Genomic DNA, 14,498 nt, shown 5'->3' on the forward strand with positions numbered 1-14,498 from the left:
AGACGTTATAGAGCGTTATATCCGGCGGGTGAGTGTACTGCCCGTCCCTGGCAGGATGGACCCATGAGGGAAACCCGAGTCTCAGCCGCGGGCCTGCGCGAAGCGATCGAGCGCAGCGGCTACTACCCCGACCTCGTCACCGATGCGGTCGAATCCGCGCTGGGCAAGGAGGCCGTGACCGCGTTCGTGGTCCACCACGAGGCGACCTTCGATCCCGCGATGGAGGTGCGCCGCCACGTCACCGTGCTGGTGCTGACGGGCACGCGGCTGCTGGTCTGCCACACCGACGAGCACCCCGCGGTGGAGGGGGTCTCGGCGTCCCATGCCTCCACCACCACCGAGGCGGTTCGGCTGAGCCGCGTCCAGTCGGTCGCCGTCACCCGCGTCGTGCCCGACCCCGCCTCCTACGTGCCCGGCATCCCTCCCACGGAGGTGACGCTCACCATCGGCTGGGGCGCCATCTCCCACGTCGATCTCGAGCCGGCCACGTGCGGCGACGAGAACTGCGAGGCCGACCACGGCTACACCGGCGCCATCACCGCCGACGACCTGTCGCTGCGCGTCAGTGAGGCCGCCGACGGCCCCGAGGCGGTCACCCACGTCCTCGCCTTCGCCAAGGCCCTCTCCGAAGCCACCGCCCGCGCCACCACCTGACCCCTTCACCAGGCGGCCCCGCCTGAGCCGGCCCTTGTCATGCGAACCCTGCGGCTGAGCCGTGAGGCCGGGAGCCTGATGCGTGTTCGCTTTCGGCCTGCTGTCGAGGCGTTCGCCGGCGCCGGGTGAGTGATCGGGGCGGGGCTAGACTGAGGGGCATGCTGGTGCCCGGATATGGTGGCGCGTCCCTGACCGACCTTCCGGGTTCGCTGCTGGCCGCGCTCGGCATGCGCGAGCCCAACCCGCTGGCCCTCGGCCCGGCCGACCGCGTCTGCCTGTTCCTGGTCGACGGCCTCGGCGCCGAGCTGCTCGACGCCCACCCCGAGCGGGCCCCGTTCCTGGCCGCACACCGCACCTCCAAGCGGCTCACCGCCGGCTTCCCCGCCACCACCGTCACCAGCCTGACCTCGCTCGGCACCGGCCTGACCCCGGGCGAGCACGGCATGGTGGGCCTGCTGCTCGCCGTGCCGGGCACCGGCGCCATGCTCAACTGCCTGCGCTGGACCTTCCCCGGCGGCGCGCCGATCGACCCCGAGACCTGGCAACCGGCGGCCACCGTCTACGAACGCGCCGCCGCCGCGGGCATAGAGCCCGTCTACGTCGCCCCCGCCGAGTTCGAGGGCACCGGCCTGACCAGGGCCGTCTACCGCGGCGTCCGCTACGTCCCGGCCGCCACCGTGGACGACCGGGTGGCCCGCGTCCACGAGGCGCTGCGGGCCCGCCGCCGGTCCCACGTCACCGTCTACTACGGCGACCTCGACGCCGCGGGCCACCTGCAGGGCTGGGGCGGCGAGGAGTGGCTGCGCCAGCTGGAGATCGTCGACGACATGGCCCGCCGCCTGGCCGAGGGCCTGCCGCCCGGCTCCGCCCTCTACGTCACCGCCGACCACGGCATGATCAACGCCACCGAGAAGATCGACGCGGAGAGCGTCCCCGAGCTTACCGAAGGGGTGGCGATGCTGGGCGGCGAGGCCAGGGCACGCCACGTCTATGCTCAGCCGGGGGCCGCCGCGCAGGTGCTCGACGCCTGGCGGGAGACGCTGGGCGAGCGGGCCTGGGTGGTGTCGCGGCAGGAGGCCGTCGAGTCGGGCTGGTTCGGCCCCCGCGTACGCGAGCCGTGGCTGGCCCGCATCGGCGACGTCGTGGCCGTCCCCCGCACCGACCTCGCCATCACCGCTCCCAGCAGACATCCCGTCGAGGCGGCGTTCACCGGTTACCACGGCTCGCTCACCTCGGCGGAGCAGCACGTCCCGCTCCTGGAGGTACGCCCGTGACCAGCCCGCTCATCACCCCGGCCGCGCTCGCGGAGCTCGTCAGGCAGGGCGAGGTCACCGTGCTCGACGTACGCTGGCGGCTCGGCGGGCCGCCCGGCCTCGAGTCCTACCGCGAGGGCCACATCGAGGGCGCCGTCTACTGCGACCTCGACACCGACCTCGCCGCACCGCCCGGCACCGGCGGGCGCCACCCCCTGCCCGGCGCGGCGGCGTTCCAGAGCGCGATGCGCAGGCTCGGCGTCTCGGCCGGCCGCCCGGTGGTCGTGTACGACGACGCCGCCGCCACGGTCGCCGCCCGCGCCTGGTGGACACTGCGCTACTTCGGCCACCAGGACGTACGCGTCCTCGACGGCGGACTGCCCGCCTGGCTCGCGGCCGGCTTCCCGGTCACCAAGGAGGCGCCGGCCCCGGCCGAGGGCGACTTCACGGCGAGGCCCGGCGGCATGCCGGTGCTGTCGGCCGACGAGGCGGGCGAGCTGGCCGGGCGCGGCGTGCTGCTGGACGCCCGCGCGGGCGAGCGTTACCGAGGCGAGGTGGAGCCGGTCGACCCGGTGGCCGGCCACGTCCCCGGCGCGGTGAGCGCCCCCACCACCGGCAACGTCGCCCCAGACGGCCGCTTCCTCGCCCCCGATGACCTGCGCTCCCGCTTCGCCGCGCTGGGCGTGGGCGACGGCGTCGAGACGGGGGCCTACTGCGGCTCGGGCGTGACGGCCGCACACGAGGTGCTGGCCCTGGAGGTGGCGGGCCTGCCCGCCGCGCTCTACGTCGGCTCCTGGTCCGACTGGGTCACCGACCCCGCCCGCCCGATCGCCACCGGCTGACCACCGAGCGTCCGGGCCGTGCGGCTCAGTAGACGGGCAGGTCGCCGGCGCCGAAGCAGGTGAAGCCCAGCTCGCCCGTCTTGGCCGCCGCGCAGGCCAGCGCCGCGTCGGGAGCCTGTCCGGCGGTGAGCAACTCGTGGAAGGCGCTCATCAGGGCCCGCGCCGACTCGTCGCCTACCGGCAGCATGCCGGCGATCACGCACGACGTGCCCTTGGACAGGAACGTCCCGGACAGCCCGAGCGGCGCCCCTTCCATGGGTGTGCGCGACATCCCCGAGTTGCACGCCGACAGCACCACCAGCCCCGCCGTACGCGGCAGGTCCAGCAGGTCGTACGCCATGAGCGCCCCGTCCTCCAGCGTGATGCCGGACACCAGCGGGCTGCGCGAGTGAAACACCCCGTGCGCCGCCAGGTGCACGACGTCGGCCGTGGCCAGCGCCTCCATCACCGGCCCCACCCGCCCGGGGGCCGAGCGCCCGCCGGGATGGCAGCGTACGACGTGCTCCACCTCGGCGTGCGCGTGCGAAAGCGCGGGCCCGGCGGCGGCGACCAGCGTGGGCGGGACGCCGGCACGACGGGCGGACGCGCGGGCCCGCAGCCAGGCCGCCGCCCCGGCGGCCACGCTCACCGGCCGCTCGCGCAGGCCGGGCAGCGCACCCCAGGGCAGCGTGTGCAGACCGGCCACCGGCACCACCACCAGCGGCCGGTCACCGATCGCCGGAGCCAGGGGCCGCAGGACCAGCTCTTCGAGCGCGACGGCGGCCGCCTCGGCGTCGTGCCGCTGCGCGGGCCGGCGCAGCGCGTACCGCAGCCGCAGGATCGCCTCACTGACCTGCCGCAGGTCACCGATGCGCCGCAGCAGCAGGCGCTCACCGGTGATGAGGACGGCGAGCAGCGTGTCGCGGTCGGCCACGTATTCGACCAGCGCGCCCCGCCCCAGCTCGGCCCGCACCCGGTCGGGGTCCACGAGCGCGCACGCGTGGGCGGGCGCGGCGACGGCCCGCCACCGCTCGGACCACTCGAACACGGCCCGCGCGCTCCCGTCGCGTACGGCCAGCTCAAGCCCGAACCCCGCCAGCCGCTCACCCGCCCGCGCCGCGTGGGCCCGCAGCGACGGGTCCTCCAGCCCCTCCACGCACCCGCTGACCTCGGCCAGCCCGTCGCGTACGGCGGCGAAGGCCCCCGCGAGGTCCTCCTGCAGCGCCGACCTGAGGGCGAGCGCGTGCTGGCGCACCGGCACCGGGATCGGCGACGTACGGGCGAGCTGCCGGGCCTGCGGCTCGGAGGCGAGGCGGGTGAGCCGGGTGCCCGCGGGCGGCCGCCGCTCCTGGGGGCCGGCGTTGCGGGTGAGCCGGGCGAGCTGCGCCATGGCCGTGCCGCGGTCGTCCACGGCGAGCGCCGCCTCGGCCGCGATCAGCCGCAGCGCCGCCGCACCGGCGCCGTGCTCGTCGCACTCCTCCAGCTCGCGGGCGCACTCGACCAGCTCGCCCACCAGCTCGCGGGTGACGGGCCCGAGCGCCAGCCGCGAGCGCAGCACGACCTCCCTGGCCAGCGGCAGCCACGACACGCGCTGCTGCTCCGCCAGCTCGGCCGCCGCCTGCTCGGCCACCTGCCAGGCCCTGGTGGGGTCGCCGGTGAGCAGCTCGACCTGGGCCAGTTTCAGCCGCGCCTCGGCCAGCGCGACCCGCGCCCCCGACGCCTCCAGGTCGGGCACGGCCAGGCTCAGCATCGCCCTGGCCTCGCCCGGCTGGTGGGCGGCCAGCAGCGCGCCGGCGAAGTCGGCCCGCATCGTGGCCAGCCGCTCGGGGTAGCCGAACAGGGTGTCCTCGGCCTCGTGGTAGTGCTTGAAGGCGGCGGCGAGATCGCCCCTGCGTACGGAGAGAAACGGCAGGTTGGCGGCCGACAGCCGCTCCAGGTGCCGCAGCCCGGCGTGCTTGGCGATCCCCAGGCAGGCCGTGAGGTCGCGCAGGGCGGCGTCCCAGTCGCCCCGGCAGGAGTGAATGAGCCCCCGGTTGAGCAGCCCGCCGGCCAGGAACCTGCGGTCGTCGAGCGTGCCGGGCGCCTTCACCAGCGCCCGCAGCGCGCGGTCGCAGGACGCGATGGCCTCCTGGTGCCGGCCGAGCCGCGCCAGCGCCACCGCGCGCTGCGTGTCGAGCTTGGCCTGGTCGAGCGGCGACAGGTAGGCCCAGGCGAGGGCCGCCACGCGCAGCGCCTGCAGCGGATGGCCGCGCTCGGTGCGTACGGTGACCAGCGACAGTCTGGCCTGCGCGACGCGCTCCGGCGGGATGTCGGTCATGGCGATGGCCGCCCGCAGGTGATGCTCGGCGCCTTCGAGGTCGCCCAGCTCCCGCGCGGCCAGCGCCATCGAGCGCAGTGCGACGGCCTCGGCCTCGCGGCACCCGTCGCGCCGCGCGGCCTCCCGGACGGCACGGGAGGCCCGCAGCGCGTGCTCGGGGTCGATCAGGGAACGCATCATGGCGGCCTCGGCCGCTCTGACGAGCGGATGGAGGTCCGGATGGCGGTCGTGGGGGTCCGATGATGCGCTCATGGCCGGCCTCGGAGGAGAAGACGGCCGGGAGAAATGCGCGGCTCTCCCGGCCGGGTCATTGGCGGGTCAGGGGCGGATGCGCACCCACGTGGTCTGCACGGGTGCGTGGCCCGGCCGGTGGCACACCACGCTCAGCCAGCCGGGCGGCAGCCCCGTGGCGACGAAGTGGCCGGTGGGGGCGATGCGCCTGGTCAGCGTCAGGTGCGGGGACCGCACGTCGACGAGGGCGCCCTCGCCGGGATAGGGGGAGATGTGGCCGGCGACGTCGATGAGCCCGTCGCCCTCCGTCACTTCCAGGTCGAACGTGAGGCCGGCGGCGATGAACCTGACCAGATGCGAGCTGTCGTCCTCGCGCACGCTGCGGATCGTGGCGGACTCCGCGTGGGCGGCCGCGGTCACCGCCATCGGCACCCGAAGCCGGTAGGCGTCACGTGCGGCGGCGGACACGTGACCCGGGATCGGGTCGTTCCCGGCGCCCAGCCGGAGGGCCGCCAGGAAGTATTCGTCGTTGATCATTGCGCTGTCTCCTGTAGTGAGAGCAGAGTGCGCAGTTTCTCCAGGCAGCGTGCCTTCGTCGGGCCGACGCTGCCGGCGGGCAGCCCGAGCCGCGATGCCACCTGCTGGTTGCCGGCCTCGTTCGCGACGAGTTCGAGGATCGAGCGGCAGGGTTCGTCGAGCGTGGAGACCGTCTGCCAGAGCCGGCGCCGCCCGTCGGCCTCCAGGACGGCGGCGGCCGGGTCGGGCTCACCGACCGGCTCGGCGGCGGAGACGAGGGGCGGGTCCTTGCGCTGCATGAGCAGGGCCTCGCGGCGCACCGTCGTCACGAGCCAGCCGCCCACGCTCGCCGGGTCTCTGATGTCGGTGAGGTGTTGCAGCAGGCGGAGCCAGGCGCCCTGGACCGCGTCGGCCGCGTCGACGGTGCTCAGGCCGCAGGCCCTGGCCACCGCCCACATGCGCGGCCCGAACCTCGCTTCGAGCTCGTCCCATGCCGCCCGGTCGCCCTTGGCAGCGGCCGTGAGCAGCTCCGCTGGATCACGCAGATCACGCATACGGCCTCCTTCCGCCCGGCCAGGGGAGGCGATCATGCCTCCCTGTGATGGTCCGGGGACTGAGCGTAAACTCTACAGACTCGCCGGGAAGAGGACCCCCAGATCCTGAATTTGCGGCGTCTCCTCGGAGTCGAGCAGCCGGTCTATCCACTGCCTGGCGGGCTCGTCCCTGGCCGCGTCGGCGATGGCGCCGGTCACCAGCGCGGTGGCGAACGACGTGCCGCTCCACGCCGCGTACCCGCCGAACTCGCCCACGTCGAGATAGCTGCTGGTCAGCCAGTCGCCTCGGGCGCAGGCGTCGACCCAGGTGCCGTAGCCCGAGTAGGGGGCGCGGCACTGCTGGGAGGCGTCCACGGCCGCCACGCCGACCACGAAGGGCAGCGCCGCGGGCCAGAACGGCCGGTCGGACGCGGTGTTGCCGGCGCACGCCACGGTCACCGTCCCCGTGGACGTGGCGCCCAGCGCGCCGATGGCGTCGGACAGCAGGGGCGGCCGCCGGTCGTCGAAGGTGTGGCCGCCGAAGGAGAGGTTCAGCACGTGCGGGGGACGTTCGCGCATGCGATGCAGGGCGCGGACGACGGTCGCCTCGTCGGTCACGCCGTCGGCGTCGAGCACCCGCTCCACGCGCAGCGACACGCCCGGGGCGCGGCGGGTCAGCAGACCCGCGATGAACGTGCCGTGCCCTGCCTGCTCGCCCTCCACGGCGTCGGCCTCCTGGGGGCCGAGGCGGGCGTACCATTCGCTGCCCGACCACCAGGGGTGCTTGGACACGCCGGTGTCGAGCAGGCCCACGACCACGTCGGAGCGGGATCTGTGGGTCCTGCCGCCGATCGGCGGCGTGGGAAAAGGCCGTGAGGCCGGGCCGCCGAAGAACAGCGGCTGGCCGCGGAAGACGTGGTTGGGAGAGGCCCGCAGGCCCTGCTCGCGCAACTCGGTGGTCAGCTCGCACGGATCTACGCCGTCGGCCAGATGGAGCACGCAGACGCCGTCCGCCTCCGAGACCGCCTGCGTCCAGCGCCGCGCGGCCGACAGCGCCGTCCGGTCGGTCAGCAGCTGGCGCGGGCGGACGAACGCCTCCCCGACTGATTGGATTTCCATGAGCGGGTATGTTTCCTGCGGAGACGACCTGTCACCCGCCACTTGCGCACCAACTTGGTATGGCCCCCCTCTGGTGCCGGATAGCGACCGACGGTAGTCTCTCCCTAGTCACTTGTGATCATCCCGGGACGAGGCCGTTGGGGAAGGCGCACCTCGTACCGAACGGGAGGTCCGGTGTCTGCTCGTGGCGTCCTTTACGTCCACTCGGCTCAGCCCGCGCTGTGCCCTCACATCGAATGGGCAGTCGCGGGTGTCCTTGGCGTGCCCGTAGACCTGACGTGGACTCCGCAACCCGCCGCGCCCAACGTCGTGCGGGCCCAGGCGGAGTGGGAGGGCCGGCCGGGCATCGCGGCGGCCATCGCCTCCTCCCTCATGGGCTGGCAGCGCCTCAGGTTCGAGATCACCGAGGACGCCTCACCCGGTGTCGACGGCTCCCGCCATGCCTACACGCCGACGCTCGGCCCCTTCACGGCCGTGATCGGCGTCAACGGCGACATCATGATCCCTGAGGACCGGCTGCGCTCCGCGATGATGATGGCCGCGCAGGGCCGGTGCGTGCTTGAGGACGAGCTGGACAAGATGCTGGGCCGGCCGTGGGACGAGGAGCTGGAGCCGTTCCGGTACGCCGGTGACGGCGCCCCGGTCAGGTGGCTGCACGCGGCCGTCTGACCCCGGAAGCGAGCACCCGGCCGCGAGGGAGGCGCCCCGAGCACCCGACCGGCCGCCTGAGCCCGTTGAACGCCCGACCTGCTGGTGGCGAGCGCCCGAGACCCGTGAAGGGCGCCCGAAGACACGAGAGAGGCCCCGCACCGATTACGGTGCGGGGCCTCTGCCGTGAGGTCGCGCGTTACAGCGGGATGTTGCCGTGGGCGCCCCTGGCCGGGGTAGCCTGGGACAGCACCTTGGCGATCGCGCCGCGCGTCTCGCCGGGCTTGATCACCTCGTCGACGACGCCCAGCTCCTGAGCCCTGACCAGCCCGCCGGACTCCTGCTTGTGCTCCTCGGCCAGGCGCAGCTCCAGCTCGGCCCGCTCCTCCTCGGGGACGGCGGCCAGCTGGCGGCGCTTGAGCACGCGCACCGCGGCCACCTCGCCCATGACCCCGATCTCGGTGGTCGGCCAGGCGAAGACCTTGGTGGCGCCGAGCGCGCGGGAGTTCATCGCGATGTACGCCCCGCCGTACGCCTTCCTGGTGATCAGCGTGACCCGCGGCACCGACGCCTCGGCGAAGGCGTGCAGCAGCTTGGCCCCGCGCCGGACCACGCCGTCGTGCTCCTGCCCGACACCCGGGAGGTAACCGGGTACGTCCACCAGGACAACCAGCGGCACCCCGAAGGCGTCACACATACGGACGAACCGGGCGGCCTTCTCGGCGGACGTGGCATCGAGGCAGCCGCCCAGCCGCATCGGGTTGTTGGCGATGACACCGACCGTGCGGCCGCCCATGCGGCCGAGCGAGGTGACGATGTTGGGCGCCCACTTGGGGTGCAGCTCCAGGCCCGGCTCGTCGAGCAGCCCGTTGACCAGGGGCTTGACGTCGTAGGCGCGGCGGGCGGAGTCGGGCAGCAGGGACGAGAAGTCGACCTCGCCGATCTCGCCCGTGCGCATGCGGCCCTGGTGGCCGAGCAGCGTGGCGAGCTGGCGCGCCTTGACGAGGGCGTCGGTCTCGGACTTGGTGACGATGTGGGCCACGCCGCTGCGCTTGCTGTGCGGGTCGGGCCCGCCGAGCGCGGCGGCGTCGACGTCCTCGCCGGTGACGCTGCGCACGACGTCGGGACCGGTGACGAAGATGCGGCCGGTGTCGGCGAGGATGACCAGGTCGGTGAGCGCGGGCCCGTAGGCGGCGCCCCCGGCGGCGGGACCGACGACCACGGAGATCTGCGGCACGATGCCGGACGCCTTGGTCATGGCGGCGAAGACCCGGCCGACCGCGTGCAGCGACTCGGCGCCTTCGGCGAGCCGCGCGCCGCCGGAGTGCCAGATGCCGATGACCGGCACCCGCTCACGGACGGCGACGTCGTAGGCGTGGACGATGTGCTCGCATCCCTCGCCGCCCATGGCGCCGCCCTGGACGCGGGCGTCGCTGCAGAACGCGACGACGGGGACGCCTTCGACGCGGCCCATCGCGGCGAGCGCGCCGCTCTTGTCCTCGGGCGTGATCAGCCGCAGCGAGCCCTCGTCGAGCAGCGCGGTCAGGCGGACGACGGGATCGCGGGGATCAGCGGGCTCCTGATCGGAGCCCTCGCTCACCACCCGGTTGTCGAGCACGGTCATTTAAGCCCCCTTAAACACGACGGTCACGTTGTGGCCGCCGAACCCGAACGAGTTGTTGACCGCGGCGATGTCGCCGTCAGGCAGCGCGCGGTTCGCGTCGTGGACGAGGTCGACCTCGATGCCGTCGTCGAGGTCGTCGATGTTGATCGTGCGCGGGACGATCCGCTCCTGCAGAGCCTTGATGGTGAAGACGGACTCGATGCCGCCGGCTCCGCCGAGCAGGTGCCCGGTCATGGACTTGGTGGAGGTGACGAGCGGGTGGGTGCCGATGGCCTTGGCCACGGCCTGCACCTCGCCGATGTCGCCCGCGGGGGTCGAGGTGGCGTGGGCGTTGACGTGCTTGACGTCGAGGCCCGTGACGTCGGCGTCGTTGAGCGCCTGCGTCATCGCCATGATCTGGCCGCGGCCCTCGGGCTCAGGCTGGGTGATGTGGTGCGCGTCGGCGGAGTAGCCGACGCCCGCGCAGTACGCGTAGATGCGCGCGCCCCGCGCCTTGGCGTATTCCTCCGACTCCAGCACGACGACGCCCGCCCCCTCGCCCAGCACGAAGCCGTCGCGGTCGCGGTCCCACGGGCGGGAGGCGCCCTCGGGGTCGTCGTTGCGGGTGGACATGGCCCGCGCGGCGGCGAAGGCGGCCATGTTGAGGCCGTGGATCGCGGCCTCGGTGCCGCCGGCCACGACCACGTCGGCGCGGCCCGCCCTGATCATGTCCATCGCGTAGCCGATGGCCTCGGCGCCGGAGGCGCAGGCCGACACCGTGGCGTGCACGCCCGCCATGGCGCCCAGGTCGAGCCCGATCCAGGCGGCCGGGCCGTTGGGCATGAGCATGGGCACGGTGAACGGCGACAGCCGGTTCCAGCCGCGCTCGCGGTAGGTGTCGTACGCCGACAGCGTGGTGTTGATGCCGCCGATGCCGCTGGAGACCACGACGCCGAGCCGCTCGGGCGCCACCTCGGGGGCGCCGGCGTCCTGCCAGGCCTCCCGGGCGGCGACCAGCGCGAACTGCTCGCTGCGGTCGAGGCGGCGGGCCTCGGGCCGCGGCAGCACCTCGGCGGGATCGACCGCCGCCGTCCCCGCGAACTTCACGGGGACGGTGTCGATCCAGTCCGTGGTCAGGGTCTTGACGCCCGACTGACCGGCGAGGAGCGCCGACCAGGTCGAGGTGACGTCTCCACCGACGGGCGTCGTCGCGCCAAGCCCGGTGACGACGACACGTACCCGGTTCGCACTCACGTTTCGCGCTCCTTGCTGGAATCAGTCATGGATGGATCGGATCGGTGATCGATCGCTCAGTTCTGGATGAAGGTGAGGACGTCCTTGACCGTCTTCAGGTTCTTGAGCTGGTCGTCGGGGATCTCGACGCCGAACTCGTCCTGGGCGGCCACGGCGATCTCGACCATGGACAGGGAGTCGATGTCGAGGTCGTCCACGAAGCTCTTCTCGGGGGTCACCTCGGACGCCGGGATGCCGGTGATCTCGTTGATGATCTTGCCGAGGCCCTCGAGGATGTCCTGCTCGGTGGCAGCCATGTCGCTAGTTCTCCTTTGGTTTTCTGGATTCTGTGCGGGCGATGCCGCACAAGTATGGAAAGGGTGGGCGAGCTCCCTACGGGATCTCGATCACCTGTCCTGCGTACGTCAGGCCCGCGCCGAAGCCGAGCACCAGCGCCAGGCCACCCGACTGCACCTCGCCACGCTCCAGCATGCGCGAGAGCGCGAGCGGGATGGAGGCGGCCGAGGTGTTGCCGGCGAGGACGATGTCGCGGGCGATGACGGCGTTGTCGGCGCCCAGCTTACGGGCGATCGACTCGACTATGCGCAGGTTGGCCTGGTGAGGCACGAACGCGGCGAGCTCAGAAGGCTCGACGCCGGCGCGCCTGCAGGCCTCGAGCGCCACCGGGTGCAGGGCGGTGGTGGCCCACCGGAAGACCGTCTGGCCCTCCTGGTGGAGGCTGTCGTTGCGGTCTTTGATGATGATGGCGTCGGACTTGTCGCCGGCGCTGCCCCACACGACGGGACCGATGCCGGGAGTGTCGGACGGGCCGACGACCGCCGCGCCGGCGCCGTCGGCGAAGATCACGGCCGTGGACCGGTCGGTCCAGTCGACCCACTGCGACAGCTTCTCGGCACCGATGACCAGCACGTTCTGGGCCGAGCCCGCACGGACGGCGGCGCTGGCGGTGCCGAGCGCGTAGCAGAACCCGGCGCAGGCGGCGTTGACGTCGAACGCGCCGGGGGCGTGGATGCCCAGGCGGTGGGCGACGACCGCGGAGGCGTTGGGGATCTGGGTCTCCAGCGTGCAGCTGGCCACGATGACGAGGTCGATGTCGTCGGGCGACATGCCGCAGGCCGCCATGGCCTTGCCGCCGGCGATGGCCGCCATGTCCTCGACGGACTCGCCGGCCGGGGCGACCCTGCGCTCCTTGATGCCGACCCGCGACTGGATCCACTCGTCGTTGGTCTCCATGGTCTTGGCGAGGTCGTCGTTGGTGACGACGTTGGCGGGCTGGTAGTGGCCGAGCGCCAGCACCTTCGCGCCGGGAACGATGTCGGGGATCTTCACTGGATCAGCTCCCTGGCCGCGTCGAGGTCGTCGGGGGTCTTGAGCGCCGCGGTGCGGACGCCGCGCAGGCCGCGCTTGGCCAGCCCGGTCAGCGTGCCGCCGGGCAGCAGCTCGATCATGCCGGTCACGCCGAGCGCGGCCATGGTCTCCATGCAGGAGTCCCACCTGACGGGGTTGCTCACCTGCTTGATCAGCCGCTGCAGGAACTCGGCCCCGGACGCGACCGCCTGGCCGTCGGCGTTGGACAGCAGCGTGACCGACGGGTCGGCGGGCTCGACGGCCGCGGCCGCCGCGCGCAGGCTCTCGACCGCGGAGGCCATGTGGTCGGTGTGGAAGGCGCCCGCGACCTTCAGCGGGATGAGCCTGGCGCGGGCGGGAGCGTCGTCCTTGAACGCGGCCAGCTGCTCGAGCGTGCCGCCCGCGACGATCTGGCCGGCGCCGTTGATGTTGGCCGGGGTCAGGCCGTGCTTCTCGATGGCCGCGAGCACGTCCTCCTCGACGCCGCCGAGCACCGCGGTCATGCCGGTCTCGGTGGTGGCGGCCGCCCTGGCCATGGCCTGAGCGCGCTCGCGGACCAGGCCGAGCGCCTGCTCGGGGGTGAGCACCCCGGCGAGCGCGGCGGCGGCGAACTCGCCGACGCTGTGGCCGGCCAGCACGTCGGGGGCCGCACCGAGCGCCTCGGCGGCGGCCAGCGCGGCGGCCACGAGCAGCGGCTGCGCCACGGCGGTGTCGCGGATCTCGTCGGCGCCGGCGGTGGTGCCGTAGGCGATCAGGTCGAGCTCGACGACGTCGGACCAGGCGCCGAGTCTGTCGGCCAGGCCGGGCAGCTCGAGCCAGGGAGTCAGGAAGCCCGGTGATTGGGCACCTTGGCCCGGGGCGACGAGTACAAGCACAAAAACCACCTTGCCCTGTAGAACTTCGACACGCGGATGGAGATCCGTACGAACTTTGTCCGGGGTGATTTGTAGGTTCCCTACAGTGGGGATTTCGGCGGCGTTACGTTAGCGCTCGCCACGTTTCGGCGCTCTCCGAGAGCCTGCCGAGGATGAGACCCACTTGGAGGGTGAAGGCGGACCTGCCCTCCGTCGGCTGGTAGCCGGTCAGCTCGGTGATCTTCTTCAGGCGGTAGCGCACGGTGTTGGGGTGCACGAACAGCAGCCGCGCCGTCGCCTCCAGCGAGGTGCCCTGCTCCAGGTACGTCGCCAGCGTGTCGAGCAGCGGCGTGCCCGCGAGCGGCAGGTAGACGTTCTCGATGAGCTGCTCCCTGGCGTCGGCGTCGCCGTCGAGCGCCCGCTCGGCCAGCAGGTCCTCGGCGTGCACCGGGCGGGGCGCGTCGGGCCAGCCGCAGGACGCCTTGAGCCCGGCCAGCGCCGCCCGCGCGGACCTGGCGGCGGCGTGCAGGTCGGGCACCTCGGGCCCGATGACGATGGGACCGACGCCGAACCTGGCCACGACCTGCTTGGCCGCGTGGTCGGCGTCGCTCGCGCCGCCCACGATCACGATCAGCCGGTCGGCCTGGACCCCGGCCAGCAGGTCCATGCCGATGCGGCGGCCCTTCTCGCGCAGCCCGTCGATGACCGCGCGCGGGTCGTCGTCGGGCGCGTTGCCGGCGATGACGACCACGGGGGAGGAGGTCCAGCCGAGCGCGGCGGCCCAGGAGTGCAGGCCGTCGTCCACTTCGCCGCGCACCAGCGCGTCGACGATCAGCGCCTCGAGCCTGGCGTCCCACGAGCCCCTGGCCTCGGCCTCGCGGGCGTAGACCTGGGCGGCGGCGAAGGCGACGTCGCGGGTGTAGCGCAGCATGGCCTGCTGGAGCTGGTCCTCGCCGCCGGGGGCGGCCAGCTCGTGGGTCTGCGCCTCGACCACCTCGACCACGACCCTGACGACGTCGACGGTCTGCTGGAGCGAGATGGAGCGCTTGAGCTCGCGCGGCGCGGTGCCGAAGAACTCGATGCTGGGCGTGAGCCGGCCCTCGCCGGCGTGCTGGAACCACTCGACGAACGCGGCGATGCCGGCCTGGGCCACCAGTCCCACCCACGAGCGGTCCTCCGCGCTGAGCGCGCGGAACCACGGCAGCTGCTCGTCCATGCGGGCCATCGCCGCGGTGCCGAGCGCGCCCATGGCGCGCTCAAGGCGGCGGGTGGTGTCCTCCCGGGTCCGGTCTGTCACGCCTCCTAGAGTGCCAGGTCCCTCCGGATGTCCGGAACGGCGGTTCGGAGC

14 protein-coding genes are annotated in these 14,498 nt (G+C 73.3%); 4 read left to right on the forward strand and 10 right to left on the reverse strand.

Translation table 11 applies throughout. The features are described from left to right. Positions 1 to 63: 63 nt before the first annotated feature. The 3 genes from AB0K18_RS27855 to AB0K18_RS27865 all read left to right on the forward strand — a co-directional run bounded on the left by AB0K18_RS27855 (position 64) and on the right by AB0K18_RS27865 (position 2,749). Entirely contained in the window at positions 64 to 654 is a 591-nt protein-coding gene (locus tag AB0K18_RS27855; protein ID WP_345387681.1) for a DUF5998 family protein, read from the forward strand. Between the two features lie 158 nt (positions 655 to 812). After that, positions 813 to 1,928 carry a nucleotide pyrophosphatase/phosphodiesterase family protein gene (locus tag AB0K18_RS27860; protein WP_364919652.1) on the forward strand — a complete coding sequence of 372 codons (1,116 nt, stop codon included), beginning with the start codon at positions 813 to 815 and terminating at the stop codon, positions 1,926 to 1,928. After that, entirely contained in the window at positions 1,925 to 2,749 is an 825-nt protein-coding gene (locus AB0K18_RS27865) for a sulfurtransferase (protein WP_364919654.1), read from the forward strand. The genes AB0K18_RS27860 and AB0K18_RS27865 overlap by 4 nt, the downstream gene beginning before the upstream one ends. A gap of 25 nt (positions 2,750 to 2,774) precedes the next feature. Here AB0K18_RS27865 and AB0K18_RS27870 read toward each other — a convergent pair whose 3' ends face one another. The 4 genes from AB0K18_RS27870 to AB0K18_RS27885 all read right to left on the reverse strand — a co-directional run bounded on the left by AB0K18_RS27870 (position 2,775) and on the right by AB0K18_RS27885 (position 7,444). Continuing rightward, positions 2,775 to 5,297 carry a CHAT domain-containing tetratricopeptide repeat protein gene (locus tag AB0K18_RS27870; protein ID WP_364919657.1) on the reverse strand — a complete coding sequence of 841 codons (2,523 nt, stop codon included), beginning with the start codon at positions 5,295 to 5,297 and terminating at the stop codon, positions 2,775 to 2,777. Between the two features lie 66 nt (positions 5,298 to 5,363). Beyond that, positions 5,364 to 5,813 (reverse strand): hypothetical protein, encoded by a 450-nt coding sequence (locus AB0K18_RS27875; RefSeq protein WP_364919659.1) that lies wholly within the window; start codon positions 5,811 to 5,813, stop codon positions 5,364 to 5,366. Beyond that, a complete protein-coding gene (locus AB0K18_RS27880; RefSeq protein ID WP_364919662.1) occupies positions 5,810 to 6,346 on the reverse strand; it encodes a sigma-70 family RNA polymerase sigma factor in 537 nt (178 codons plus the stop codon). Before AB0K18_RS27880 ends, AB0K18_RS27875 begins: the two co-directional genes overlap by 4 nt. Before the next feature lie 72 nt (positions 6,347 to 6,418). Further along, the gene (locus tag AB0K18_RS27885) at positions 6,419 to 7,444 is read right to left on the reverse strand and encodes a S8/S53 family peptidase (RefSeq protein WP_364919665.1); all 1,026 of its coding nucleotides are present in this window, start codon (positions 7,442 to 7,444) and stop codon (positions 6,419 to 6,421) included. Positions 7,445 to 7,618: 174 nt separating this feature from the next. On the opposite strand from AB0K18_RS27885, the gene AB0K18_RS27890 reads away from it, so the two are divergent. Beyond that, the gene (locus AB0K18_RS27890) at positions 7,619 to 8,113 is read left to right on the forward strand and encodes a DUF3145 domain-containing protein (protein ID WP_355413168.1); all 495 of its coding nucleotides are present in this window, start codon (positions 7,619 to 7,621) and stop codon (positions 8,111 to 8,113) included. Between the two features lie 178 nt (positions 8,114 to 8,291). On the opposite strand, the gene AB0K18_RS27895 is transcribed toward AB0K18_RS27890, so the two are convergent. From AB0K18_RS27895 to AB0K18_RS27920, 6 genes are all read right to left on the reverse strand, one after another. After that, positions 8,292 to 9,716, reverse strand: a complete 1,425-nt coding sequence (locus AB0K18_RS27895; RefSeq protein WP_364919668.1) for a carboxyl transferase domain-containing protein — start codon at positions 9,714 to 9,716, stop codon at positions 8,292 to 8,294. Beyond that, positions 9,717 to 10,949, reverse strand: a complete 1,233-nt coding sequence (gene fabF / locus AB0K18_RS27900) for a beta-ketoacyl-ACP synthase II (RefSeq protein ID WP_364919671.1) — start codon at positions 10,947 to 10,949, stop codon at positions 9,717 to 9,719. A gap of 56 nt (positions 10,950 to 11,005) precedes the next feature. Continuing rightward, a complete protein-coding gene (locus AB0K18_RS27905; protein WP_043614464.1) occupies positions 11,006 to 11,245 on the reverse strand; it encodes an acyl carrier protein in 240 nt (79 codons plus the stop codon). A 76-nt stretch (positions 11,246 to 11,321) separates the two neighbouring features. Beyond that, positions 11,322 to 12,278 (reverse strand): beta-ketoacyl-ACP synthase III, encoded by a 957-nt coding sequence (locus AB0K18_RS27910; RefSeq protein ID WP_364919673.1) that lies wholly within the window; start codon positions 12,276 to 12,278, stop codon positions 11,322 to 11,324. After that, entirely contained in the window at positions 12,275 to 13,171 is an 897-nt protein-coding gene (locus tag AB0K18_RS27915; protein WP_364919676.1) for an ACP S-malonyltransferase, read from the reverse strand. Before AB0K18_RS27915 ends, AB0K18_RS27910 begins: the two co-directional genes overlap by 4 nt. Positions 13,172 to 13,274: 103 nt before the next feature. Further along, the gene (locus AB0K18_RS27920; RefSeq protein WP_364919726.1) at positions 13,275 to 14,399 is read right to left on the reverse strand and encodes a helix-turn-helix domain-containing protein; all 1,125 of its coding nucleotides are present in this window, start codon (positions 14,397 to 14,399) and stop codon (positions 13,275 to 13,277) included. Positions 14,400 to 14,498: the final 99 nt, after the last annotated feature.

The sequence above is a fragment of the Nonomuraea sp. NPDC049421 genome (assembly GCF_040677005.1).
GTDB classification, from domain to species: domain Bacteria; phylum Actinomycetota; class Actinomycetes; order Streptosporangiales; family Streptosporangiaceae; genus Nonomuraea; species Nonomuraea salmonea.